Here is a 24897-nt window from a genome sequence, read left to right on the forward strand (position 1 = left end):
CCAATCACAGATATCGATGATGCTATCCGCCACAGCGCGTCATGTCACTGCTGCGCAGCGCCATCTTCCTCGATCATCTTGGCCATCCAGGCGGCGTTGGACTGGGCGATGATCCGCTCGGCCTCGGCCACGAGCGCGTCGTCGTCGGTCCAGCCCAGGCCGGCCGCGCGGGTCGTCCGCAACCGGGTCAGCTGGTCGGCCGTCCGGGCGTACTCCAGGTGCTGCTGCTCGAAACGCTGGGCCGCCCCGTAGCCGACCAGCGCCGTGGTGACCACCGCGGCCACCCCCACCCAGGCGGTCAGGCCCCACCCGTCGCCCAGCACCCCGGCGGCGGCGGAGAGCAGTGCGGCCAGCACGGTCAGCCCGGTCGTGGCCCGGCCGATGCGCGCGGCGGACCGGCCGGCCCGCCGGGCGGCCGGCAGGTAGTAGCCCTCGACCTGCCGCTGCACCCGTTCGACGAGGTAGCTCGGCACGTCGGAGACGGGCGGTAGCGGACGCCGCCCCGCCGCGACGTCGAGGGTGTGTCCAACCAGGTCGCCGCCGTCGGCCAGGAGCAGGTCGTGGCGGCGCAGCAGGACGGTGTCGGCATCGGCGTCGGCGTACGGGGCGACGCGGGCGAGGTAGCGGTGCAGTTCCGCCTTCATCGCCTCGGAGGTCGCGCGGAACCGGGTCCAGGCCGCCACCGCGTCCCGGGAGGCCGCGCGGCCGGCCACGGGCACCAGCAGCAGGGACGTGGCGGCGACGAGTGCCAGCACCCGACCGGCGGTGGGCGCGGGCTCGGCCAGTCGGGCCGCCGCGGTGCCGGCGACGGCGGCGGTGACGGTGAACGCGGCGACCAGCCGTCGTCCCCTGGTGATCCGTCGCTTGGCCCGTCGGGCGGCCTGCGACCAGATGCCCTGCCTCCGCCACACCTCGGCGGCGGCGAGAGTTCCGTCGATGTCCGGCACGCCCCGAATGGTAGGTGACCCGCGCATCCGACTCGTGCCCGCTGTGCCGAGCACGACGGACATGACGACGTTGTCGTACTGCTGGTCGACCGGGTGTATGCGCATCGGCCGCGCGTTCCGGCGAAAACGATCAACTGGGGCGGTCGGCCGGACAGGATCCGGAAAGGACGACCTGTTCAGGGCGGGGTGCATGACGGTCGTTCATCGAGCGGCAACAGTCGTACCGACGACAGTGTCCGATGGTTGCCCCGGTCAACCCATTGATATGGGTGCCTACCCGTGTGATCGTGCCTCCAGCGGTCGCCAACCCCCGGCGACCTGCGACGGACAGTCACCCCCACCGGGCCGCCGGCAGCCCGGAGACCGCCCGACGCAACCACGCCTCAGTGCAGCATCGGCGCGCGACCCCACCGGGTCTCGCAGCGCCGCCCGAGAACAGGAGCACCCCCCTTGAAGCTCTCACCCCGCCTCGTCGCGCTCTCCGGCGCGGTCGCGGCCGGCCTGATCGCCGCGGGCACCACCGCAGCGGTACAGGCCGCGCCCTCCCACCCCGCCCCCGACCCCGCCCAGGCCCGCGCCGCCGCCGTCGGCGCAGCCGGCTCGCTGGTCGCCAGCCGCCCCGGTTACCTGCACGCCAGCGCCGACGACGCGTTCGTGCAGCGGCCGGTCATCTCCTCCGAGGGCATGCAGTACGTGCCGTACGAACGCACCTACCGGGGCCTGCCCGTGGTCGGCGGCGACTTCGTCCTGGCGACCACCGCCACCGGGGAGGTCACCTACGCCTCCGTCGCCCAGCAGCAGAGCATCGGCGACCTGTCGACCACACCGAAGCTCACCACCACGGCGGCCGAGCGGATCGCCCGCGCCCAACTGCGCAAGGTCACCGGTGTCGAGGGCACCACGCTGGTCGTGCACACCCTCGGCGCCCGGCCCGCGCTGGCCTGGGAGACCACCGTCACCGGCACCGGCGCGGACGGCCCCAGCCGGCTGACCGTCGACGTGGACGCCGTCACCGGCGCGGTGCTGGGCACCCAGGAACACGTCGTCCGGGGCACCGGCACCGGGGCGTGGAACGGCCCGGTCACCCTGACCACCACCCAGTCCGGCAGCACCTACTCGCTGAAGGACCCGGGCACCACCAACCTGAGCTGCCAGGACGCCGCGAACAACACCACCTTCTCCGGCCCGGACGACGTCTGGGGCAACGGCACCGGCACCAGCAAGGAGACCGGCTGCGTCGACGCGCTGTTCTCGGCGCAGACCGAGCACAAGATGCTGTCGCAGTGGCTGGGGCGCAACGGCGCGAACGGCAGCGGCGGCGCGTGGCCCATCCGGGTCGGCCTCAACGACCAGAACGCCTACTACGACGGCAGCCAGGTGCAGATCGGCAAGAACACCGCCGGGCAGTGGATCGGCTCGCTCGACGTGGTGGCCCACGAGATCGGCCACGGCATCGACGACACCACCCCCGGCGGCATCTCCCGGGGCAACACCCAGGAGTTCGTCGCCGACACCTTCGGCGCGGCCACCGAGTGGTTCGCCAACGAGCCGTCCACCTACGACGCGCCGGACTTCCTCGTCGGCGAGAAGATCAACCTGGTCGGCAGCGGGCCGATCCGCAACATGTACAACCCGTCCGCGCTCGGCGACGCCAACTGCTACTCCAGCAGCATCCCGAGCCAGGAGGTGCACGCGGCGGCCGGCCCCGGTAACCACTGGTTCTACCTGCTGGCCATGGGCAGCAACCCGACCAACGGGCAGCCGACCAGCCCGACCTGCAACAGCAGCACCGTGACCGGTCTGGGCATCCAGAAGGCCATCAAGATCATGTACAACGCGATGCTGCTCAAGACGACCACCTCGTCGTACCTGAAGTACCGCACCTGGACGTTGCAGGCCGCCAAGACCCTCTACCCGGGCAGCTGCACCGAGTTCAACACGGTCAAGGCCGCCTGGGACGCGGTGAGCGTGCCGGCCCAGTCCGCCGACCCGACCTGCACCGGCGGCACCCCGACGCCCACCCCGACGGCGACCTCCACCCCGACGCCCACCCCGACCTCGGGCGGCTGCTCGGGCCAGAAGCTGACCAACCCCGGCTTCGAGTCCGGCGGCACCGGCTGGACCGCCACCTCGGGCGTGATCACCTCGTCGGCCAGCCAGGCCGCGCACGGTGGCTCGTACAAGGCGTGGCTCAACGGGTACGGCTCGACCCACACCGACACCGTCACCCAGTCGGTGAGCATCCCGGCCGGTTGCCGGGCCACCCTGTCCTTCTGGCTGCACATCGACACGGCCGAGTCGGGCAGCACGGCGTACGACAAGCTGACCGTCAAGGCCGGCAGCACCACCCTGGCGACGTACTCCAACGTCAACGCCGCCAGTGGCTACGTGCAGCGCAGCTTCGACGTGTCGGCGTCGGCCGGCAGCACCGTCACCATCTCGTTCAGCGGGGTGGAGGACAGCAGCCTCCAGACGTCCTTCGTGGTGGACGACACCGCGCTCACCCTGAGCTGACCCCACACTGCCGGCAGCGGCCGGTCGTCGCCACCCGCGACGGCCGGCCGTCGGCGTGTCCACCCCCACCCGCTCCTCCGGCATCCCGGGCCGACCCGGGTCTACCTCAGGCATTCGGGGCCGGCCCGGATCCACCTCCGGCATCCCGGGCCGGCCCGGGTCGGCTCACCGGCCGACCTGAAGCCGGTTCCCCGCCGGCACCCGTGGCTGCGGGTTGAATGCAGTTCCCTCGCTCGCGTCTGCAAGGGTGTTACCCACTTCCGGGCCGCAGACGCGGGCCATTAAGGTGACCGGGTGAGCGTGTTCCGGATCAGTGAGGCAGCCGAGTTGCTCGGCGTCAGCGCCGACACCGTGCGGCGCTGGGTCGACGCCGGCCGGCTGCCCGCCCATCGCGACGACCACGGCCACCGGCTCGTCGACGGGGTGGAACTGGCCGGCTTCGTCCGCGCCCAGTCCGCCGGCCCGGACGAGGGTGCCGAGTTCTCCTCGGCCCGCAACCGGCTGCGTGGGATCGTCACCGCCGTCGTCCGGGACACCGTGATGGCCCAGGTCGACATCCAGGCCGGACCGTTCCGGATCGTCTCGCTGATGAGCCGGGAGGCGGTCGACGAGCTGGGGCTCCAGGTCGGCTCGGTGGCCGTCGCGGTGATCAAGTCGACCACCGTCGTGGTGGAGCGGCCCGCGCCCACCGGCCCGGCCAGGGGAAGGGCCCAGCCATGACCCACCCCGCCACCGACCCGCACCGCGCCGCCCACCCCGTCGCGACCGGCCCGACCACCGACCCGCACCGCGGCGGCGGCGCGGGCGGCCGACGGGTCCGCACCGTCGTCGGCCTGCTCACCGCGGTCTCCCTCGTACTGGCCGGGTGCGGCGTCGACAGCACCCGACCGGCCGACGACGGGGACCTGACCGGCCCGGTGACCGTCTTCGCCGCCGCGTCGCTGACCGAACCGTTCACCACCCTCGGCCGACGGTACGAAGCCGAGCACCCGGGCAGCACGGTGACCTTCAACTTCGCCGGCAGCTCCGCGCTGGCCACCCAGATCACCCAGGGTGCGCCGGCCGACGTGTTCGCCTCGGCCGCCCCGAGGAACATGGCCACCGTCACCGACGCCGGGCACGCCGCCGGCACCCCCACCGTCTTCGCCCGCAACCAGCTCGTCATCGCCGTACCGCAGGGCAATCCGCAGCGGCTGGCCGGGCTGGCCGACCTGACCCGGCCGGGGTTGAAGGTCGCGCTGTGCGCCGCCCAGGTGCCGTGCGGGGCGGCGGCGACCACCGCCCTGGACCGGGCCGGCGTCCGGGTCACCCCGGTCACCCTCGAACAGGACGTCAAGGGGACACTGGCCAAGGTGAAACTCGGCGAGGTCGACGCCGCGCTGGTCTACCGCACCGACGCCCGGTCGGCCGACCGGGAGATCGACGGCATCGAGTTCCCCGAGTCCGCGCAGGCCGTCAACGACTACCCGATCGTGGTGCTGGCCGACGCGCCGCACCCGACGGCCGCCCGCGCCTTCGTCGAGCTGGTCCATTCCGCAGCCGGCCGGACCGTCCTCACCGACGCCGGATTCCAACCGCCGGCAGGCCCGTGACCACCCGTACCCGCCGACGCGGCACCGGTCAACGGGTACCGGTCGCGCTGCTCGTACCCGCCGCCCTCGGGTTGCTGTTCCTGGTGCTGCCGCTGGGCGGTCTACTGCTACGCACCCCGTGGACCGCGCTGGGACCGCGCCTCACCGCACCCGGGGTGCTCACCGCGCTGCGGCTGTCCGTGCAGTGCGCCACCCTCGCCACGCTGCTCTGCCTCGCGCTGGGCGTACCCCTGGCGTGGCTGCTGGCCCGGGTGGAGTTTCCCGGCCGGCGGTGGGTGCGGGCGCTGGTCACCGTGCCCCTGGTGCTGCCACCGGTGGTCGGCGGGGTGGCGCTGCTGCTGGTCTTCGGCCGGCGCGGGCCGGTCGGCGGCTGGCTCGACGCCACCTTCGGGGTCACGCTGCCGTTCACCACCACCGGCGTGGTGCTCGCCGAGGCGTTCGTGGCGATGCCGTTCCTGATCATCGCGGTGGAGGGGGCGCTGCGCGGCGTCGACCACCGCTACGAGGAGGCCGCCGCCACCCTCGGCGCGGGCCGGTGGACGACCTTCACCCGGGTCACCCTCCCGCTGGTCGCCCCCGGCGTCGCCGCCGGGGCGGTACTCTGCTGGGCCCGCGCGCTCGGCGAGTTCGGTGCGACCATCACCTTCGCCGGCAACTACCCGGGCCGCACCCAGACCATGCCGCTCGCGGTCTACCTGGCCCTGGAGACCGACGTGGAGGCCGCCGTCGTGCTCAGCCTGGTGCTGCTGACCGTGTCGGTGCTGATCCTCGCCGGGCTGCGCGACCGGTGGATCACCGGCCCGTGACCGCCCCGCTGCTGGACGGCCACCTGGTCGTCGACCGGGCCGGCTTCCGACTGGACGTCCGGCTGCACGTCGCCGCCGGGGAGGTGGTCGCGCTGCTCGGCCCCAACGGCGCCGGCAAGACCACCGCGCTGCGCGCCCTCGCCGGGTTGCAGCCGCTCGACGCCGGCCGGCTGCGCCTCGACTCGGTGGTGCTGGACCAGCCGGACGCCCGGCGGTTCGTCCGACCCGAGCGGCGACCGGTCGGCGTGGTGTTCCAGGACTACCTGCTCTTCCCGCACCTGAACGCCCGGGACAACGTGGCCTTCGGCCCCCGCCGGCAGGGCCTGCCCCGACGGGCCGCCCGGGAACGGGCCACCGCCTGGTTGGACCGGGTCGGCCTGGCCGCGCAAGCCGGACGCCGACCCCGGCAGCTCTCCGGTGGTCAGGCCCAGCGGGTGGCGCTGGCCCGGGCGCTCGCCGTACACCCGGCCCTGCTGCTGCTCGACGAGCCACTGGCCGCGCTCGACGCCCGCACCCGGCTCGACACCCGGGCCGAACTGCACCGCCACCTCGCCGACCACGCCGGGGCGGCGGTGCTGGTCACCCACGACCCGCTGGACGCCCTGGCGCTGGCCGACCGGCTGGTCATCGTCGAGGACGGCCGGGTGGTCCAGGAGGGCGACGCCGCCACGGTGACCACCCGGCCCCGCACCGACTACGTGGCCCGACTCGTCGGGCTGAACCTGCACCGGGGCCGGGCCGACGGCAGGCACGTCCACCTGGGCGACGGGTTCGCCGTGCCGACCGCCCACCAGCTCGACGGCGACGCCTTCGTGGTCTTCGCACCCACCGCCGTCACCCTGCACCCGCACCGACCCGACGGCGATGCCCCGCACACCTGGCCGGCCACCGTCGCCGGGGTGCACCGGCACGGCGACCACCTGCGGGTGCAGCTCACCGGGGCGGTCAGCACCGTCGCCGACGTCACCCCGGCCGCCGCCGCCGGGCTGCGGCTGCTCCCCGGGCAGCAGGTCTGGGCGAGCGTGGCGGCCGGCGACACCCGGGCGTACCCGGTCGGACCCTGAGCGCCGGGCCGACGGTCACCCCGGGCCGGGCGACCCGTGGCCTGCGTCGGTGGGTCGGGGCGGTTCCGGCTGGAAGACGTCCGGCACGCCGTCGTGGTCCAGGTCGACGCTCTCCGCCTCGTGCACCCGCCGGTAGACCCGGCTGCGGGCCCGCAGGATGACGCTGGCCAGCAGCGCCGACACCAGCGAACCGGCCAGCACCGCGACCTTGGCGTGGTCGTCGCGGGCGCTGCCCAGGCCGAAGGCCAGTTCCCCGATCAGCAGCGAGACGGTGAAGCCGATCCCGCCGAGCAGTGCGAGGCCGAGCACGTCGAGCCAGTTGAGGCCCTCGTCGAGGTCGGCGCGGGTGAACCGGGACACCAACCAGGTCGCGATCAGGATGCCGACCGGCTTGCCGACGATCAGGCCGACGGCGATGCCCACCGCGACCCGGTCGGTCAACGCGGTGGCCAGGCCGGCGAGGCCACCGACGGTGACCCCGGCGGATAGGAACGCAAAGACCGGAACGGCGATGCCGGCGGAGATCGGCCGGACCCGGTGCTCGAAGTGCTCGGCCAGGCCGGGCCCGGCGTCCGGGCCGCCGGCCGCCGCACTGCGCACCACCGGCACGGTGAAGGCGAGCATGACGCCGGCCACCGTGGCGTGCACGCCCGACTCGTGCACCAGCACCCAGGTGAGGGCGGCCAGGGGCAGCAGCAGCCACCAGGACCGGACGCGACGCTGCACCAGGAACGCGAAGGCGGCGAGCGGCAGCAACGCGCCCAGCAGCGGGCCGACGGACAGGTCCGAGGTGTAGAAGACCGCGATGATCATGATGGCGAGCAGGTCGTCGACCACCGCCAGGGTGAGCAGGAAGGTCCGCAGCGCCGACGGCAGGAAACGGCCCACCACGGCGAGCACCGCCAGGGCGAACGCGATGTCGGTGGCCGTCGGGATGGCCCAGCCCCGGCCCGCGTCACCCCCGGCGGCGGCGGCGATCAGGGCGTACAGGACGGCGGGCACGATCACCCCGCCGACGGCCGCCGCCACCGGCACCGCCGCCCGCCGGGGGTCACGCAGGTCACCGGCGACGAACTCGCGTTTGAGTTCCAGGCCGGCGACGAAGAAGAAGACCGCCAACAGGCCGTCGGCGGCCCAGGTCGCCACACTCAGGTCGAGATGCAGCGCGGCCGGGCCAACGGTGGTGTCCCGCAGCGTCTGGTACGCGCCCGACCAGGGAGAATTGGACCAGACCAACGCGATGAGCGCCCCGCCGAGCAGCAGCGCGCCGCCGACGGTCTCCCGGCGCAGGATTGCCGAAATCCGGCTGGTCTCGCCCCAGGACCGGCGGGCGAACAGGCTGGGGCGTCGCCGAGTGGCGTCGGTCACGGAAACTCCTCGTCGGCAGGGATCGCGTCATCCACCGCCGACCAGACTTCCCGGCACACCTGGGGTAACCCTATCCGGTACGGCGACCGACCGCCGGGTCAGCGCCGACCGTGGACGCGGCGTCCGGGCCGCCGAACCCTGGTCGCGCCCGGCCTGGCATCCACCCGGCCGGGCGCGGACCGGATCAGAGGGTACGGGCCAACCGGTCGGCGAGCAGCCGGGCGAACCGGGCCGGGTCGGCCAGGTCGCCCCCCTCGGCGAGCAGCGCCGTGCCGTAGACCAACTCGGCGGTCTCGGTCAGCCCCGACGTGTCGTCACCCCGCTGGTGGGCGACGCGCAGGGCGCTGACCAGCGGGTGGGTCGGGTTGAGCTCGAGGATGCGCTTGACCGGGGGCAACTCCTGCCCCATCGCCCGGTACATCTTCTCCAGGGTCGGGGTGATGTCGTGGGCGTCGCCGACGATGCACGCCGGCGAGGTGGTCAGCCGGGACGACAGCCGGACCTCCTTGACCGTGTCGGCGAGCGCCCCGCCGAGGAAGGTGAGCAGCTCGGCGTACTCCTTGTTCTGCTGTTCCCGGGCAACCTCGGTGTCCTTGCGTTCCTCCTCGGTCTCCAGGTCGACCTGGCCCTTGGCGATGGAGCGCAGCGGCTTGCCGTCGAACTGGCCGACCCGCTCCACCCACACCTCGTCGACCGGGTCGGTGAGCAGCAGCACCTCGAAGCCCTTGGCCCGGAACGCCTCCAGGTGCGGCGAGTTCTCCAGCATGGTGCGGCTCTCGCCGGTGGCGTAGTAGATCTCGGTCTGGCCGTCCTTCATCCGCGCCACGTACCCGCCCAGCGTGGTGGGCTCGGTGTCGTGGTGGGTGGAGGCCACCGACAGCAGTTCGAGGATGGTCTCGGTGTTGTCCGCGTCCTCCAGCAGACCCTCCTTGACCACCCGGCCGAACTCGCCCCAGAAGGTGGCGAACTTCTCCGGGTTGCCGGTGCGCATGTCCTTGACCGTGGCGAGCACCTTACGGACCAGCCGGCGGCGAACGATCTGGATCTGCCGGTCCTGCTGGAGGATCTCCCGGGAGATGTTCAGCGACAGATCGTGCGCGTCCACCACGCCCTTGACGAAGCGCAGGTAGTTCGGCATCAGCGCGGCGCAGTCGTCCATCACGAAGACACGCTTGACGTAGAGCTGCACCCCGCGCCGGCCGTCGGCCTGGTAGAGGTCGTACGGTGCGTGCGCGGGCAGGAACAGCAGCGCCTCGTACTCGAAGGTGCCCTCCCCCCGCATGTGGATGGTCTCCAGCGGGTCGGTCCAGTCGTGGCTGACGTGCCGGTAGAAGTCCCGGTACTCCTCCTCGGCGACCTCGTCGCGCGGACGCGCCCAGAGCGCCTTGCGGGAGTTGAGGGTCTCCTCGGTGGGTTCGCCGCCGTCGACGCCCGGCACCGTGGTGCGGATCGGCCAGGCGATGAAGTCCGAGTACCGCTTGACGATCTGCCGGACCGTGGCGAGGTCGGCGTAGTCGTGCAGGTTGTCCTCGTCGTCGGCGGGCTTGAGGTGCACGGTGACCGAGGTGCCCTGCGGGGCGTCGTCGACGGTCTCCACCACGTACGTGCCCTCGCCGCTGGACTCCCAGCGGGTGCCCTCGGTCTGCCCGGCCCGCCGGGTGAGCAGGGTGACCCGGTCGGCGACCATGAACGTCGAGTAGAACCCGACGCCGAACTGGCCGATCAGCTCGTTGCCCGCGTTGTCCTTGGACTCCTTGAGCTTGCGCAGCAGCTCGGCGGTGCCGGAACGGGCGATGGTGCCGATCAGCGACACGACATCCTCGCGGGACATCCCGACGCCGTTGTCCCGCACGGTCAGGCTCCGGGCGTCCGGGTCGATCACCAGCTCGATGTGCAGGTCGGTGGTGTCCACGTCGAGGTCGGAGTCGACAAGCGACTCCAGCCGGAGCTTGTCCAACGCGTCGGAGGCGTTGGAGATCAACTCGCGCAGGAAGATGTCCTTGTGCGAATAGATGGAGTGCACCATCAGTTGCAGCAGCTGGCGTGTCTCCGCCTGGAATTCCAGCGTCTCGGTCCGACTGCTCACACCAACCTCCTCGTACGGTGGGCCAGATCCGCGCAACAGGATACGAGGTACCGTGGCGGCCCGGTCACGCCCGGTCGTCGTCCCGACGAACCAGCAGGCAGGCCTGCGGGGTGCGTTCGGTGGCGCCGGCGAACTCCTGCGGGGCCCGGCACATCCGGGCCTGCTCCGGCAGCCCCGCGGCGCGCAGCAACGCCGCCACGTGGTCCGGGCTGCGGCGACGGAACGCCAGGGAGACCGGGTCACCCCACGCCTCGGTGTAGCGGACCGTCTCGTCACCGACCTGGAAGGCGAGCAGGGCGTGCCCACCGGGGGCGAGGACCCGGTGGAACTCGGCGAACACCCGGGGCAGCCACTCGTCGGGCACGTGGATGACGCTGTACCAGGCGACCAGCCCGGCCAGCACCCCGTCGGCCACCGGCAGGTCCAGCATGGACCCCTCGACGAGGCTCAGGTCGGGGTGGGCGAGCCGGCCCTGCGCCAGCATCCCGGGGGACAGGTCGAGCCCGGTGACGGTCAGATCGAGGGCGCGCAGGTGGCCGGTGATCCGGCCGGGGCCGCAGCCGACGTCGAGCACCGGGCCACCGCCGCCGGCCAGGACGGTCTCGGCGAACGCGGCGAGCATGCCCCGGTCGACTGGGCGGGCGGCGAGCTCGGCCCGGAACCGGGTGGCGTACCCGGCGGCCATCGTGTCGTAGGAGGCGCGGGTCTCGGCGAGGAAGTCGGCGTCGGTCACGGCCGCGGACCCTACCGGCCGGGCGGCTGCGCCGGGGGCTGCGCCACACCGCCCCTCGACGTCGGCCCCGGGCGGCCCCGCCCGCGACGTCGCCTGGCGGGTCAGCGGGGAGTCGCCGGGCGGGTGACGTCGTGTACGTGGTGCACCACGTCGTGCAGGAAGTAGACGGCGAAGCGGCGCACGGTGAACACCGAGCCGTTGCTACGCCGGCCCGGCCGGTCCCACTGCGCGGGCGTGACGGCGTCGAAGGCGGCGGCGGTCGACTCGGCCTGCGCGGCGAGTTCCCCGGCCACCCGGGCCGGTGACTGGTGGAAGTAGTCGTCCTCGACGGCGGTGGCGTCCTGGTCCCAGTTGGGGAAGACCGGGTCGTCCTCGTCGAGCATCAGCGCCAGCCGACCCCGGAAGATCCGGCAGGTGTCCCGCACGTGGCAGGCGTACTCCACCGGCGACCAGACGGTCGGCGCGGGCCGCCGGGTCGCGTCGGGCCGGGACAGCACGTCCCGCCAGACCGGGACGGTGGCGCGCAGCCGGCCCCCGGTGGTCTCGGCCCGCTGCGGCACGAAGCCGCACTCGGCGCAGCCGTCGTCGATGACGCCGGTCCAGTCCCGGTCCTCCGGTGTGATCGCCGCCCATTCCGACATGCGGCGATCCTGCCACGCGGGGGCCGGGCCGCAACCGACGGTAGGGTGTACGCCGCTGGCAGATCCGAGCGGAGGTGGTCGTCGTGTCGCGGGACGCGGAGCGCAAGCTCATCGCCGCCAACAAGAAGGCCCGCCACGACTACACCGTGCTGAAGACCTACGAGGCGGGCATCGTGCTGGCCGGCACCGAGGTCAAGTCGCTGCGCGAGGGGCGGGTGTCGCTGGTCGACGCGTTCGCCCAGGAGAGCGACGGCGAGCTGCTGCTGCACGGCCTGCACATCGCCGAGTACGGCTACGGCACCTGGACCAACCACCAGCCCCGGCGCACCCGCAAGCTGCTGCTGCGTCGGGTGGAGATCGACCGGATCCTGGAGAAGCTGCGCGACGGCGGGGTGACCCTGGTGCCCCTGTCGATGTACTTCAGCAACGGCTGGGCCAAGGTGGAGATCGCGCTCGCCCGGGGCCGCCGCTCCTACGACAAGCGCCAGGTCCTCGCCGAACGCGACGCCAACCGGGAGATCGCCCGGGAGCTGGGTCGTCGGCTCAAGGGTCGCCGCCCGGCCGGCGGGGGCCGCCGACCGGGCTGACCTTCTCCCGGAGTGCCCTGCGGGCTCAGCCGGGGGCGCGGTCGTCGGCTGCGGCGGTGTCGGCGGTGCCCGGGGCACCGGCCAGCACGATCGCGGCGGCCACCGTGGTCAGGGTGGCCAGGACCGCCCAGGGCAGCCAACCGGGCCGGACCCCGTCACCGAGCAGCAGCACCCCGGCGACCGACGGGACGACGATCTCGACCGCCCAGAGCACGGCGGTGACCGGCCCGACCGACCCGTGCCGCAGCGCGTGCGCGTAGAGGATCGTCCCGGCCACCCCGGAGACGACGAGTCCCCAGCTGACCGGCTCCCGCAACAGGTCCCAGGCCGCCGCGCCGGGGTGGCCCAGCGGGTCGGGGGGCGGGGTGAGCGCCCGCGCGCACAGCGCGGTGATCCCCCAGGCGAGGCCGGCCAGGGTGGCGGCGACGACCGGTCGGGCCACCCGCAGGGCGGCGACCCCGGCGGCGGCGGTCAGCACCGCCGCGACGGCCAGGCCGACCCGGAGCGCCGTCGACGCGGTGACCGGCGGTTCGGAGCCGGCGGCCAGCGAGATGACGGTCAGGGCGGCGACGGTGAGCAGGATCGCCGCGGTGTCGCGGCGGCGCAGTCGCGCGCCGAGCACGATCCGGGCGATGACCACGGTGACGGCGAGGGAGCCGGCGGTCACCGACTGGACCGCGTACACGGGCAGCTTCTGGAGGGCGACCAGGGAGGCGAGCCAGGCCAGCGTGTCGCAGGCCAGGCCGGCGAGGTAGAGCGGGTGCCCGAGGGCACGCAGGGTGCTGGCGCCGCGCCGCGCCCCGACGGCCTGCAGGACCGAGCCGACGCCGTAGGCGAACGCCGCGCCGAGCGCGAAGGTCAGCGCGAGGCCGGACGTCACGGCCCGCCCCCTGCCCCGGCCCGGCCGAACGCCTCCGGGCCGGTGGACGCTGCCGGGCCGGTGGACGCTGCCGGGCCGGTGGACGCTGCCGGCCCGGTGGACGCTGCCGGCCCGGTGGACGCTGCCGGCCCGGTTGCGGTGGTCACCGCCGGCTCGGTCATCGGCACCGCCTCTGGTCCTGATCCCGGCCGGGTCCGCGTCAGCCGTCGCTCCGTCGCATTCTCCCCGTCGCGTTCGCGCGCCGCAGCGCGTGGCCACCGCGACGCGCCACCACCATTCAACAACATTTCTTGTACTTCATGTCTTGTGCTTCTAGGGTGGTCGCATGACGGAGGAACCCACCCGGCACCTGACCGACCCCCGGGCGATGCGTGCGCTGGCCCACCCCACCCGGTTGCGGCTGCTCGGCGAGCTGCGCGTGCGGGGTCCGCAGAGCGTCGGCATGCTCAGCGACGCCATCGACGAGGCGGTCGGCTCGGTCAGTTACCACCTGGGCAAGCTGGCCGAACACGGCTTCGTCGAGGAGGCCCCCGAGCACGCCCGCGACCGCCGCGAACGCTGGTGGCGGGCGACGCACACCCGGACCTCCTGGGAGCCGGTCGAGCTGCTCGCCGACCCGGAACGCCGGGCCGCCTCCGACCTGCTCCGCCGCGCAGTCCTCGACCGGTACGTGGAACGGCTCGGCCACTACCTCGACGTCGAGGCGACCCTCGACCCGCAGTGGGTACGCGGCACCGCCAGCAGCGACTCCTGGCTGCACCTGACCAGCGACGAGCTGATCGAGCTGCGGGCCGACCTGGAGGCGCTGGCCGCCCGCTGGCAGGCCCGCAGCGACCCGGCCCGGCCGGGAGCCGAGACGGTGACGTTGATGTACCACGCCTTCCGGGACCAGCGGTGACGCCGCGCCACCGTGGGCCGTTGGTCGGCCTGCTGGTCGGTCACACGGTCTCGCTCACCGGCAACATGCTCACCCTGATCGCGCTGCCGCTCTACGTGCTCGCCGAAACCGGCTCGCCCGCCGCCACCGGCCTCACCGGTGCGGTCGCCGCCGTACCGATGGTGCTCGGCGGCGCGCTCGGCGGGGTCCTGGTGGACCGGATCGGCTACCGCCGGGCCAGCGTCCTGGCCGACGTGGTGTCGGGGCTGACGGTCGCCGCCGTGCCGCTGCTCGACGCCACCGTCGGCCTGCCGTTCTGGGCGCTGCTCGGGCTGGTCTTCGCCAGCGGCCTGCTCGACACCCCCGGGCAGACCGCCCGCAACGCCCTGCTGCCGGAGGCGGCCACCGCCGCCGGGGTGCCGCTGGAACGGGCCGTCGGCTGGTACGAGGCGAGCGAGCGGGGCGCCCGGCTGATCGGTGCCCCGGCGGCTGGCCTACTCGTCGCCACCCTCGGCGCGCTCCCCGTGCTGGCCCTGGACGCCGTCACGTTCGCGGTCTCCGCGCTGGTCGTGACGGTGCTGGTGCCCCGGGCGCTGCGTGCGGCCACGCCGACCGACCCGGGCGGTGCCGGCTACTGGCGGGAATTCGCCGCCGGGGTACGGTTCCTGACCCGGGAGCCGCTGCTGCGCGCGGTGGTGCTGCTGGTGCTGGTGACCAACTTCTTCGACGCGACCAAGAGCAACGTGCTGCTGCCGGTGGTGGCCGACCGGGAACTCGGCGGAGCGACCGCGTTCGGCCTGCTGGTCGGCGCGATGGGCGGCGGCGCGCTGGCCGGGTCGCTGGTGTTCAGCGCGGTCGGCCACCGGCTGCCCCGCCGGGCCACCCTCGTCACCGCCTTCGCCCTCGCCGGTGCGCCACCCTTCTGGGCGCTGGCCGCCGCGCCGCCGCTGCCCTGGATCGTCGCGGTCTTCGCCCTGTCCGGATTTGCCGCCGGTGCGATCAACCCGCTGCTCGGCGCGGTGGAGCTGGAACGGGTGCCGGCCCACCTGCGGGCCCGGGTGTTCGGGGTGATCGGGGCGGGCTGCTGGGCCGGCATGCCGCTGGGTGCGCTCGCCGCCGGGGTGGCCGTCGACGGCTTCGGCACCACACCCGTCCTGCTCACCGTGGGTGGCTGCTACCTGCTGGTGGTGCTCACCCCACTGCTGGGCGGCCCCTGGCGCACGATGGACCACCCGACCACCCCCACCCGCCCGACACGAACCCCCGCCCCAGTCCCCTAACCACCCCCACCCGCCCCCGCCCAGCCCCGGGCTCCGTCCCGCGTCCCAGGCTCCGTCCCCCGTCCCGGTGATCAAGAGGTTTGCGTCAACTTTGATCTTCAAGTTGACGCAAACCTCTTGATCAACTGACGCAAACTTCTTGATCACCGGGACGGGGTGACCGGGGTTGGGGTGACCGGGGTGGGGCGGGGCAGAGTGGGGTGAGGTGGGGAGCGCGACGCGTCTGGTGGCGGGCGGGCCGGTCGCGGTGCGGGTGGGAACCGACCCGGGCTGCGGGCAGGAGGCGGGTCGGGTGGGGGTGGGTGGGTCGGGTGGGCGGCGGAGGTGCCCGGGTCAGTCGCGGCGCAGGTCGGCGTGGGCGGCGCGGAGCCGGTCGACGGCCGGGTCGGTGCCGGGTGGGACGTGCCGGTCCAGCTCGGCCCATACCTCGGCCAGCGCGTCGGTCACGGCCCGCAGCTCGGCGGCGTGCCGGCGGGCGCCCTGCCGGTGTGACTCCTCCAGCCGGCGGGCCCAACCCGCGGTCACCGTGCTCAGGCGTTCGTCGTCGGCGCGGGCCTGGGCGGCGCTGCGGGCGGCGGAGGCCGGCACGATCGCGGCGACCGGCCGGGTGTCGCCGTCGCGGGTGACCAGGGTGACCGTGTCGGTCAGCTCGGCCATCGCGATCAGCTGGGTCAGCCGGGTACGCAGCTCGCGCAGCGGCACGGATCGGGGTTGACCACTGTGGTGGGACAGCGCGGGGGCAGCCATGTCCCCATGGTCCGACCGGGGTATGACATTTATCGCCATGACGGTCCGGGTGGGGGAACCATGACGGTCCGGGTGGGGTGGACCAGGCGTCCACCCCACCCGGGTCGGTCAGCTCACCTGCAACGTCACGTCGTCGATGACGAAGCTGGTCTGCAACGAGGAGTCCTCGGTGCCGGTGAACTTCAGGGTCACCGTCTGGCCGGCGTACGCGCCGAGGTCGAACGAGCGCAGCGTGTAGCCGGTGGCCTTGTTGAGGTTGGAGTACGTCGCCAGCGTGGTGCTGCCGACCTGGACCACCAGCTTGTCGTACGCGACGGTGGTGGTCCGTTCGGTGGTGTCGATGTGCAGGTAGAAGGCGAGGGCGTAGGAGGAGCAGCCGGCCGGCACGGTCACCGACTGGGAGAGGGTGTCGGTGCTGGTGCTGCCGTTGCCGTTGAGCCATGCCTTGTAGGAGCCGGTGCGGGCCGGCTGGCTGGACGAGTTGGTGATGACGCCGGTGGTGGCCGTCCACGGCGTGGTGCCGGACTCGAAGCTGCCGTTGCCGATGACCTGCCCGCCGGTGCAGCTACCGGTGCCGGTGACGGTGACGGTGTAGCTGGCCGTGCGGGTGGCCGAGCCGGTGCCGGTCACGGTGAGGGTGAAGGTGCCGAGGCTGGCGCTCGACGAGGCGCTGACCGTCATGGTGGCCGAGCCGCCGGAGGTGACCGACGACGGGCTGAACGAGACGCTCACGCCGCTGGGTGCACCGGAGGCCGACAGGGCGACGGTCTGGGCGCTGCCGCTGGTGGTGGCGGTGCTGACCGTGGCGGTGGTGGAGCCGCCCCGGGTGACGCCACCCGAGGTCGGGCTGACCGCGACGGAGAAGTCGTTGGTCGGGGTGCCGCCGCCGACCGCGAGGTCCCAGATGGCGTACGCGACGCCGTCGGCGCTGCGGTTGAGCCCGGTGGCGTTGATGTTGCTGGTGGTGTCGCAGGACGAGTGGTAGCACGGGTCGTACGCGGCGTTGGCGGTGCCGCCCCACTTGCCGGCCTGGGCGCTGGTCTTGCGGGCGCTGGCCCCCATCGCGTAGCCCGAGGTGGGGATGCCGGCCTGCTGGAACGAGTAGTCGTCGGAGCGGCCCTGGCCCTCGGTGTTCTCCTCCGGCGACAGCCCGAGGGAGTCCCAGTACGCCTTGAGCGGCGCGGCGGTGGTGGAGGTGACCCGGTTGATGAAGTAGCCGCCGTTGGTCGAGGCGACCATGTCGAAGTTGTAGTACCCCTTGATGTAGCCCTTCTGGGCGGTGGTCAGGGAGTTGACGTAGAACTTGGAGCCCTGCAGGCCCTGCTCCTCGCCGTTCCACCAGGCGAACCGGACCCGCTTGCTCATGGTCGGGTTCTGCTGGGCGAGCACCAGGGCGTTCTCCAGCAGCACCGACGAGCCGGAGCCGTTGTCGTTGATGCCCGGTCCGGCGGCGACGCCGTCGAGGTGCGCGCCGAACATGACCACGTCGGTGGTCGGGCCCTGCGGCCACTCGGCGATCACGTTGTTGCCCTGGTAGGTGCAGCTGGTGCAGGTCTGCTCGGTGACCGTGTAGCCGGCGGCCTGGAGCTTGGACTTCACGTAGGCGACCGAGGCGGTGTAGCCGGCCGAGCCGGCCCGCCGGTTGCCGCCGTTGCTGGTGGCGATGCTCTGGAACTGGGCCAGGTGCGCCTGGACGTTGGCGACCTGGACATCCGGCGCGGCGAGCGCGGCGACGGCCGGCGCGGCGGTGGCCGGGCGGGCGGTCGGGGCGGCCGAGGCCGGTGGCGCGGCCAGGGCGAGCGTCACCGCGGTGACGGCGGCGATCGCCAGGGTTCTGCGCTTCATGCGTGCTCCTCATGGGGGTCGGCGGGGCATCCGCCCGGGCGTCACCGTCCCGTCTGTCGGATGTGACCGGGGGTGGACGGGCGACCCGCGATCCGGGGGTGGGATCGCGGCGGAAACGCCGGGGAAGCAAACACTGACATGTATCAATCTGCGGGTCAATCCGTCGGACGGTGTCACATTCGCGGGCGGTACCCCGGGGGTCGCCGAGAGCCGGTCGCGACCACGTCGGCGCTGGGTGTAGACAACGCGCGTATACGCGGTGTGTATAGTCGCCGGCATGTCCATCGGCCAGACCTTCCTCGGCCTGCTGGAGGCGACCCCCCGGCACGGTTACGACATCAAACGGCGCTACGACGAACACTTCGGCCACTCCCGCCCGGTCGCCTACGGCCAGGTCTACGCGACCCTGTCCCGGCTGCTGCGCGGCGGCCTGGTCGAGGTGGAGGCGGTCGAGCCCGGCGAGGGCCCCGACCGCAAGCGGTACGCCATCACCGAGGCCGGCGTCGCCGACGTGGCCCAGTGGCTGGCCCGCCCGGAACAGCCCGAGCCCTATCTGCAGAGCATCCTCTACACCAAGGTGGTGCTCGCCCTGCTCACCGGTCGCGAGGCCGCCGAACTGCTCGACGTGCAGCGCGCCGAGCACCTACGCCTGATGCGGGAGCTGACCCGGCGCAAGCGCGGCGGCGATCTCGCCGAACAGTTGATCTGTGATCACGCGCTCTTCCACCTGGAGGCCGACTTGCGCTGGCTGGAACTGACCACCGCCCGCCTCGACGACCTGGCCGCGCGGGTGCGCGCATGAGCGCCCCGCTGCTGGTCGCCGAGGGCCTGCACCGCAGCTTCGGCGAGACGGCCGCACTGGTCGACGCCGCGCTGCGCATCGACGAGGGCGAGGTGGTAGCGGTGCTCGGGTCGTCCGGCTCCGGCAAGTCCACCCTGCTGCACTGCCTGGCCGGGATCGTCCGCCCCGACCGGGGCCGGGTCGTCTTCGACGGCCAGGACCTGGTGACGATGAGTGACGCCCGGCGCAGCGCCCTGCGCCGGGAAGCCTTCGGGTTCGTCTTCCAGTTCGGCCAGCTGGTGCCCGAGCTGACCTGCCTGGAGAACGTCGCGCTGCCGCTGCGGCTGGCCCGGGTCCCCCGGCGTGAGGCCGAGCAGCGGGCCGGGCAGTGGCTGGAACGGCTGGAGGTCACCGACGTGGCCGGCAAGCGCCCCGGCGAGGTCTCCGGCGGCCAGGGGCAACGCGTCGCGGTGGCCCGCGCGCTGGTCACCCGCCCCCGGGTGATCTTCGCCGACGAGCCGACCGGAGCGCTGGACTCGCTCAACGGCGAACGGGTCATGCGGCTGCTCACCGAGGCCGCCCGGGACAGCGGGGCGGCGGTGGTCCTGGTCACCCACGAGGCACGGGTGGCCGCGTACTCCGACCGGGAGATCGTGGTGCGCGACGGGCGGACCCGCAACCTGGAGGTGGCGGCGTGACCGGTCGGGGCGCGCTCGCGGACCTGGCGATGGGTGCCCGGATGGCCGTCACGGGCGGCCGGGAGGGTTGGACCCGGGCGCTGCTCACCGCCGTCGGCGTCGGCATCGGGGTGGCCATGCTGCTGCTGGCCACCGCCGTGCCCGGGGCGCTCGACGCCCGGCAGGCGCGCGGCGACGCCCGCGACGACCTGCGGTTCGGCGAACAGGTCGCGGCCGGTCCCGGCACCCTGCTGGTGCACGCGCTGGACGCCGAGTTCCGGGGCCGGCCGGTGCGGGGCCGGCTGCTGCGGCCGGAGGGACCGGCCGCCCCCGTCCCGCCGGGGCTGACCGCCCTGCCCGCCCCCGGGGAGGTGGTCGTCTCCCCCGCCCTGCGCCGGCTGCTCGACTCCCCCGACGGCCCGCTGTTCGCCCCCCGGCTGGGCGGCGCGCGGGTCACCGGGACCATCGCCGACGAGGGCCTCGCCGGCCCCAACGAACTGGCCTACTACCAGGGCGACGACCGGCTGTCCGACACGTCCGGGGCGACCCGGCTGGACAGGTTCGGCGGCGGGTTGCCCGGCGAGGGTCTCGGCCCGGTGCTGATGCTGCTGGTAGCGGTCATCTTCGTGGTGCTGCTGCTGCCCATCGCGGTGTTCCTCGGCTCCGCCGTGCGCTACGGCGGTGAGCGACGCGACCGGCGGCTCGCCGCGCTGCGCCTGGTCGGCGCGGACACCACCATGGTGCGGCGGATCGCCGCCGGGGAGGCCGCCGCCGGTGCCCTGCTCGGGGTCGTCGTCGGCATCGGGTTCCTGCTCGCCGGTCGCCAACTGGTCCCGCTGGTCACCCTCTACGACATCAGCGTGTACGCCGACGACATCCAGCCCCCCACCGCGCTGCTGCTGGCCGTCGTGCTGGCCGTGCCGGCGCTGGCCGTGCTGGTGGCGATGCTGGCGTTGCGCGCGGTCGTGGTCGAGCCGCTCGGAGTGGCCCGGCGCAGCACCCCGGTCCGCCGTCGGCTCTGGTGGCGGCTGCTGCTGCCCGCCGTCGGCCTGGCCATGCTCCTGCCCGTGGCCGGTCTGCGCGAGGGCGACGGCGGGGTCACCCGGTGGGTGGTGCCGGCCGGCGCGGTGCTGCTGCTGATCGGCACGGTCACCGTGCTGCCCTGGCTGACCGACCTGCTGGTACGACGACTGCGCGGCGGTCCGGTGTCCTGGCAGCTGGCGGTCCGCCGGGTGCAGCTGGACAGCGCCACCTCCGCCCGGCTGGTCAACGGCATCGCCGTGGCCGTCGCCGGCACGATCGGCCTGCAGATGCTCTTCGCCGGGATCGCCGGGGACTTCACCACCGCCAGCGGGCAGGACACCTCCCGGGCGCAGGTGCAGGTGCAGTTCCTGAACCAGCCGGACCTGGCCCGGGTCCTGCGGCAGCTCGGCGGGGCCGACGGGGTGACCGCTGCGACCGGCACCCTCATCTCTGTGGCCACCATCGGCTCGCCGGACGGCCCACCGGTGGAGATCCGGGTCGGCGACTGCGCCGCGCTGGCCGAGTTCGCGCGTCTCGACCGGTGCGCGGACGGGGACACCTTCCTGGCGTCCGATCCGAACGACCCGACGGTCATCCCCGCCGACGCGATGCTGGTCGTCCGCGACAACTCCCGGTGGCGGCTGCCCACGGCGGCCCGTGCCGCGCAGGCCCGGCCCGATCCGGCCGGCTGGATGCAGAACGGTGTCCTGCTCACCCCCGCAGCCGCCGCCACTCGGACCCTCGGTCCGCTGCATTCGACCGTCTACCTCAAGCTCGACCCGGCCAAACCGGACGCGGTCGAACACGTCCGTAACGCCGTCGCCGCGATCGACCTGGCCACTCCCGTGTCCGTGTTGTCCTCGACCATCGAGTCACCCCGGTTCGCCGACATCCGGCGCGGCCTGGCCATCGGCACGGTCGTCACCCTGCTGCTGATCGCCACCAGCATGCTGGTCGGCACGTTGGAGCAGCTGCGGGAACGCCGCCGCCTGCTGGCCATGCTGGTGGCGGTGGGCACCCGACGCAGCACCCTCGGCTGGTCGGTGCTGTGGCAGACCGCCCTACCGGTCGGGGTGGGGCTGGTGCTGGCGGTCGGCTTCGGGCTCGGCCTCGGCGCGGCCCTGCTGCGGATGGTGCAGGCGCCCGTCACGGTCGCCTGGCCGGTGGTGGGCTTCGCCGTCGGCCTCGGCGCGCTGGCCGTCCTGGCGATCAGCGGGCTGAGCCTGCCGCTGCTGTGGCGGCTCACCCGCGCCGACGGGCTGCGCACCGAATGACCGACCGGTCCGGGTCGACGACGTCGCCGACCCGGACCGGTGCAGGGCGGTCAGCCGGCGTACGGGGTGGCGACGTCGAGGATCCAGGTGACGCCGAACCGGTCGGTGAGCATCCCGAAACCGGGGGCCCACGGCGACGGGCCGTACTCCTCGATCAGGTGGGCCCCCTCGGCGAGCCGGTGCCAGAGCGCCCCGACCTCGTCGGCGTTGTCCCCCCGGACGGAGACGAAGAACCGTTCGCCGGTCAGCGTCGTGCCGTTCTCGCGGGTGGTGGTGGTCGGCGCGGCTGCGGCGGGGGCACCGGCGGGCACGTCGTAGGCCATGATGGCGAAGCCGTTGTCGGCAGTGACCTGGCCGAAGACGACCCTGTCGGCGTCCGGCAGGTCCTTCGGCATCCCCAGGTCGCCGTAGCTGACGACGGTGCTGCGGCCACCGAACACGGCCTGGTAGAACTCCAGCGCCGCACGGGCGTCACCCCGGAAGTTGAGGTGCGTGGTGGCGGAGATGGCCATGGTCGACTCCTTGCTGATGGTGCTCGACGCCCGGAAGTGGGCTGGTCAGGAGCAAGATTCGCAGCAGTAGGTGACAGGATGTGGCACCTACTGCGGGCAAAATCGGACCCATGCCGACCACGTCCGCCCGACTGCTCGCCCTGCTGTCGCTGTTGCAGACCCGCCGGGACTGGTCCGGCACCGTGCTCGCCGAACGCCTCGGCATCAGCCTGCGCACCGTGCGCCGCGACGTCGACCGGCTGCGGGAACTGGGCTACCCCGTCGCCGCCGCCAAGGGCCCCGACGGTGGTTACCGGCTCGACGCCGGCACCGAACTGCCCCCGCTGCTGTTCGACGACGAACAGGCCGTCGCCCTCACCGTCGCGCTCCAGGTCGCGGCGACCGGCGCGGACGACGCACTGGCGGACGCCGCCGCGCGGGCGCTGCAGACCGTACGACAGGTGTTGCCGACCCGGCTGCGGCAGCGGGTCGGGGCACTCAGCGTGACCGCCGTCGCGCGACCCGCCACCACGCCGGCCGCGCCGGTCGACGGCGGGGTGCTGCTGGCGCTCAGTGCCGCCGTGCAGACCCGCGAGATCCTGCGCTTCGACTACGGGCCCGACAGCACCGAGCGCCCGGCCCGGCACGCCGAACCGCACCACATCGTCACCTGGGACGGCCGGTGGTACCTCGTCGCCTGGGACCTCGACCGGGCCGACTGGCGGACCTTCCGCGTCGACCGGATCACCCTGCGCCCGCCCCACGGGCCCCGCTTCACCCCCCGACCGCTGCCCGGCGGGGACGTCGCCACCTATCTCACCGGGGTGTTCCGGGGGTCGGCCGGCGGGTCGGCGGACTGGCCCTGCCGGGGCACCGTGCTGCTCGACCTGCCCGCGGCGACCGTCGCCCGGTACACCCGCGACGGCCTCGTCGAGGAGGTCACCCCCGACCGGTGCCGGCTGACCCTCGGGTCGTGGTCCTGGGTGAGCCTCGCCGCCGCCGTCGCCCGGTACGACGCCGCGATCACCGTCGTCGGCCCGCCGCCGCTCGCCGACGCGTTCGCGCTGCTGGCCGGCCGGTTCGCCCGTACCGCCGCCGGTGGTGCCGCCGCCGGGAAGTCAGCGGGTTCCGCCGCCGGGACGCGGTCAGGCCAGCAGCGGAAGCGCGGCGAAGGTGTGGTCCCGCCACAGCAGCCGTGACGTCTCCTCCGGGTACGCCACGACCGTCGGCCGCTCGTCGAAGATCCGGGTACGGCGACCGGCATCGTACGACGGCCAACCGGGGTCGCCGGTCGCGGCGAACGCCGTCCACGCCCTGCGGAACTGCCCGGACAGCTCGTACGCCGCCGGCGGAGGCGGATCACCGATCAGCATCGCGGGCTGCCCGCTGGTGAGGTTGCCGAAGACCAGCGGCACGTCCAGGCCGTGACAGGCGCCGAGGGCACCGCCCAGGCCCGACGCCGGCCAGGTCAGCTCGTAGAGGTGCGCCCGGCCGCCACCGGCGGCCTGCGCCTCGGCCAGGTGCAGGCTCGGCATCCGGAACAACCAGTCGGCGTTGACCAGCTCGTACAGCTGCTCGTCGGTGGCGGCCGGGAACGCCTCCCGGTAGCGGCGGGCACCGTCCGGGCCCGGGGCCAGCATCCGCAGCGCCAGCTCGGTCTGCTCCGGCGTGACCTGGCCGAGTACCCCGTCGAGCAGGCTGAACAGCCGGTGCTCGTCGCGGGTGTGCCCGACGAGCAGGTCGACGTCGCGGGCGGCACCGTCGGCCAGCGCCCGCCACGGGGTCGCCGGCAGCACGTCACCGTCGACGACCGGTGCGAACGGGATCGGCCGGTGGGTGATCTGCCCCCACCGTTCCCGCCACCTGACGATCCCGGCCGAGATCGCCCCGCCCACCGCCGGCAGCCGGTCCGCAGCCACCGCCGACAGGTCGGTCAGGGTCGGTCGTACCCCCAGCTCGGCGGCGCACGCGGCGGTGACGTCGGCGGCCAGCTCGGGCGAGAGGAACGTCCCCGGGACGCTCTGCGCGACCGCCCGCCGCAACAGCCCGGCGGCGCGCGGCATGGCCAGCAGCGCGGCGACCGAACCGCCGCCGGCCGACTGCCCGAAGACCGTCACCCGGCCCGGGTCGCCGCCGAAGACACCGATGTTGTCCCGCACCCACTCCAGGGCCGCCACCTGGTCGAGCAGCCCCCGGTTGGCCGGGGCCCCGTCGAGCTGCCCGAACCCCTCGAAACCGAGGCGGTAGTTGAGCGTCACCACCACGGTCCCGCCGCCGGCCAGGTGCCCGCCGTCGTACTCCGGGAGGCCGGAACAGCCGACGAGGTAGCCGCCACCGGGAAGCCACACCAGGACCGGCAACCCCGCCGCCGGGTCCGGGTCCGGCGTCCACACGTTGAGCGTCAACCAGTCGTCGCCGGTGCCCTGCGGGGCGGTCCCGAACGCGTCGGGCTGCGGAGGCGGCGGACCGAAGGCGACCGCCGGGCGTACGCCCTCCCAGCCGCGTACCGGTTGCGGCGCGGCGAACCGGTGGGCACCGACGGGCGGCTCGGCGTACCGGATGCCCCGGAACACCGCGCGGCCCGCCTCCCGGCAGCCGCGCAGCACACCGGCCACGGTACGGACCTCCGGCTCGGACTCCGACGGCATGCTGGCCCCTCCCCGCTCCCGGTCGGCCGCAGCATC

22 protein-coding genes are annotated in these 24897 nt (G+C 73.8%); 12 read left to right on the forward strand and 10 right to left on the reverse strand.

All coding sequences use genetic code 11. The features are described 5' to 3' along the window. Positions 1 to 44: 44 nt before the first annotated feature. Positions 45 to 947, reverse strand: a complete 903-nt coding sequence (locus tag JQN83_RS30605; protein WP_208570630.1) for a DUF4231 domain-containing protein — start codon at positions 945 to 947, stop codon at positions 45 to 47. Positions 948 to 1397: 450 nt separating this feature from the next. On the opposite strand from JQN83_RS30605, the gene JQN83_RS30610 reads away from it, so the two are divergent. From JQN83_RS30610 to JQN83_RS30630, 5 genes are all read left to right on the forward strand, one after another. After that, a complete protein-coding gene (locus tag JQN83_RS30610) occupies positions 1398 to 3461 on the forward strand; it encodes a M4 family metallopeptidase (RefSeq protein WP_208570631.1) in 2064 nt (687 codons plus the stop codon). A gap of 294 nt (positions 3462 to 3755) precedes the next feature. Continuing rightward, positions 3756 to 4181, forward strand: a complete 426-nt coding sequence (locus JQN83_RS30615) for a TOBE domain-containing protein (RefSeq protein ID WP_208570632.1) — start codon at positions 3756 to 3758, stop codon at positions 4179 to 4181. Continuing rightward, on the forward strand, positions 4178 to 5053 hold the full coding sequence (modA, locus tag JQN83_RS30620) for a molybdate ABC transporter substrate-binding protein (RefSeq protein ID WP_208570633.1): 876 nt from the start codon (positions 4178 to 4180) through the stop codon (positions 5051 to 5053). Before JQN83_RS30615 ends, modA begins: the two co-directional genes overlap by 4 nt. Then, positions 5050 to 5859 (forward strand): molybdate ABC transporter permease subunit, encoded by an 810-nt coding sequence (modB, locus tag JQN83_RS30625; RefSeq protein ID WP_307799933.1) that lies wholly within the window; start codon positions 5050 to 5052, stop codon positions 5857 to 5859. The genes modA and modB overlap by 4 nt, the downstream gene beginning before the upstream one ends. Next, positions 5856 to 6923, forward strand: a complete 1068-nt coding sequence (locus JQN83_RS30630; protein WP_208570634.1) for an ABC transporter ATP-binding protein — start codon at positions 5856 to 5858, stop codon at positions 6921 to 6923. Before modB ends, JQN83_RS30630 begins: the two co-directional genes overlap by 4 nt. A gap of 15 nt (positions 6924 to 6938) precedes the next feature. Here JQN83_RS30630 and nhaA read toward each other — a convergent pair whose 3' ends face one another. The 4 genes from nhaA to JQN83_RS30650 all read right to left on the reverse strand — a co-directional run bounded on the left by nhaA (position 6939) and on the right by JQN83_RS30650 (position 11751). Continuing rightward, positions 6939 to 8291: a Na+/H+ antiporter NhaA gene (nhaA, locus tag JQN83_RS30635; RefSeq protein ID WP_208570635.1), complete on the reverse strand. Its 1353-nt coding sequence runs from the start codon at positions 8289 to 8291 to the stop codon at positions 6939 to 6941. Between the two features lie 184 nt (positions 8292 to 8475). Then, positions 8476 to 10377, reverse strand: coding sequence for a molecular chaperone HtpG (gene htpG / locus JQN83_RS30640; protein ID WP_208570636.1), 1902 nt, complete (start codon positions 10375 to 10377; stop codon positions 8476 to 8478). A 64-nt stretch (positions 10378 to 10441) separates the two neighbouring features. After that, positions 10442 to 11110 carry a class I SAM-dependent DNA methyltransferase gene (locus JQN83_RS30645; RefSeq protein WP_307799935.1) on the reverse strand — a complete coding sequence of 223 codons (669 nt, stop codon included), beginning with the start codon at positions 11108 to 11110 and terminating at the stop codon, positions 10442 to 10444. Between the two features lie 101 nt (positions 11111 to 11211). Then, a complete protein-coding gene (locus tag JQN83_RS30650; RefSeq protein WP_208570637.1) occupies positions 11212 to 11751 on the reverse strand; it encodes a DinB family protein in 540 nt (179 codons plus the stop codon). An 83-nt stretch (positions 11752 to 11834) separates the two neighbouring features. On the opposite strand from JQN83_RS30650, the gene smpB reads away from it, so the two are divergent. Next, positions 11835 to 12338, forward strand: a complete 504-nt coding sequence (gene smpB, locus JQN83_RS30655) for an SsrA-binding protein SmpB (protein ID WP_208570638.1) — start codon at positions 11835 to 11837, stop codon at positions 12336 to 12338. A 25-nt stretch (positions 12339 to 12363) separates the two neighbouring features. On the opposite strand, the gene JQN83_RS30660 is transcribed toward smpB, so the two are convergent. Then, positions 12364 to 13218, reverse strand: a complete 855-nt coding sequence (locus JQN83_RS30660; protein ID WP_208570639.1) for a DMT family protein — start codon at positions 13216 to 13218, stop codon at positions 12364 to 12366. A 325-nt stretch (positions 13219 to 13543) separates the two neighbouring features. On the opposite strand from JQN83_RS30660, the gene JQN83_RS30665 reads away from it, so the two are divergent. Both JQN83_RS30665 and JQN83_RS30670 read left to right on the forward strand, forming a co-directional pair. Continuing rightward, complete coding sequence (locus tag JQN83_RS30665) at positions 13544 to 14116, forward strand: winged helix-turn-helix domain-containing protein (RefSeq protein ID WP_208570640.1); 573 nt, start codon at positions 13544 to 13546, stop codon at positions 14114 to 14116. Next, positions 14113 to 15375, forward strand: a complete 1263-nt coding sequence (locus tag JQN83_RS30670; protein WP_307799937.1) for an MFS transporter — start codon at positions 14113 to 14115, stop codon at positions 15373 to 15375. Before JQN83_RS30665 ends, JQN83_RS30670 begins: the two co-directional genes overlap by 4 nt. A gap of 333 nt (positions 15376 to 15708) precedes the next feature. On the opposite strand, the gene JQN83_RS30675 is transcribed toward JQN83_RS30670, so the two are convergent. Both JQN83_RS30675 and JQN83_RS30680 read right to left on the reverse strand, forming a co-directional pair. Continuing rightward, positions 15709 to 16122 (reverse strand): type II toxin-antitoxin system Phd/YefM family antitoxin, encoded by a 414-nt coding sequence (locus tag JQN83_RS30675; RefSeq protein WP_208570641.1) that lies wholly within the window; start codon positions 16120 to 16122, stop codon positions 15709 to 15711. 108 nt (positions 16123 to 16230) lie between these two features. Then, positions 16231 to 17967, reverse strand: coding sequence for a M28 family peptidase (locus tag JQN83_RS30680; RefSeq protein ID WP_208570642.1), 1737 nt, complete (start codon positions 17965 to 17967; stop codon positions 16231 to 16233). 277 nt (positions 17968 to 18244) lie between these two features. On the opposite strand from JQN83_RS30680, the gene JQN83_RS30685 reads away from it, so the two are divergent. The 3 genes from JQN83_RS30685 to JQN83_RS30695 are packed head-to-tail and all read left to right on the forward strand — an operon-like array spanning position 18245 to position 21722. Next, positions 18245 to 18769 carry a PadR family transcriptional regulator gene (locus JQN83_RS30685; RefSeq protein ID WP_208570643.1) on the forward strand — a complete coding sequence of 175 codons (525 nt, stop codon included), beginning with the start codon at positions 18245 to 18247 and terminating at the stop codon, positions 18767 to 18769. After that, a complete protein-coding gene (locus JQN83_RS30690; RefSeq protein WP_208570644.1) occupies positions 18766 to 19446 on the forward strand; it encodes an ABC transporter ATP-binding protein in 681 nt (226 codons plus the stop codon). The genes JQN83_RS30685 and JQN83_RS30690 overlap by 4 nt, the downstream gene beginning before the upstream one ends. Next, positions 19443 to 21722 (forward strand): FtsX-like permease family protein, encoded by a 2280-nt coding sequence (locus tag JQN83_RS30695; RefSeq protein WP_208570645.1) that lies wholly within the window; start codon positions 19443 to 19445, stop codon positions 21720 to 21722. The genes JQN83_RS30690 and JQN83_RS30695 overlap by 4 nt, the downstream gene beginning before the upstream one ends. A 50-nt stretch (positions 21723 to 21772) precedes the next feature. Here JQN83_RS30695 and JQN83_RS30700 read toward each other — a convergent pair whose 3' ends face one another. Then, the gene (locus JQN83_RS30700) at positions 21773 to 22234 is read right to left on the reverse strand and encodes a VOC family protein (protein WP_208570646.1); all 462 of its coding nucleotides are present in this window, start codon (positions 22232 to 22234) and stop codon (positions 21773 to 21775) included. A gap of 110 nt (positions 22235 to 22344) precedes the next feature. On the opposite strand from JQN83_RS30700, the gene JQN83_RS30705 reads away from it, so the two are divergent. Further along, a complete protein-coding gene (locus tag JQN83_RS30705; protein ID WP_208570647.1) occupies positions 22345 to 23412 on the forward strand; it encodes a helix-turn-helix transcriptional regulator in 1068 nt (355 codons plus the stop codon). On the opposite strand, the gene JQN83_RS30710 is transcribed toward JQN83_RS30705, so the two are convergent. Then, positions 23359 to 24861, reverse strand: a complete 1503-nt coding sequence (locus JQN83_RS30710; protein ID WP_208570648.1) for a carboxylesterase/lipase family protein — start codon at positions 24859 to 24861, stop codon at positions 23359 to 23361. The genes JQN83_RS30705 and JQN83_RS30710 overlap by 54 nt on opposite strands. Positions 24862 to 24897: the final 36 nt, after the last annotated feature.

Source organism: Micromonospora antibiotica (assembly GCF_017599305.1).
GTDB classification, from domain to species: Bacteria; Actinomycetota; Actinomycetes; order Mycobacteriales; family Micromonosporaceae; genus Micromonospora; species Micromonospora antibiotica.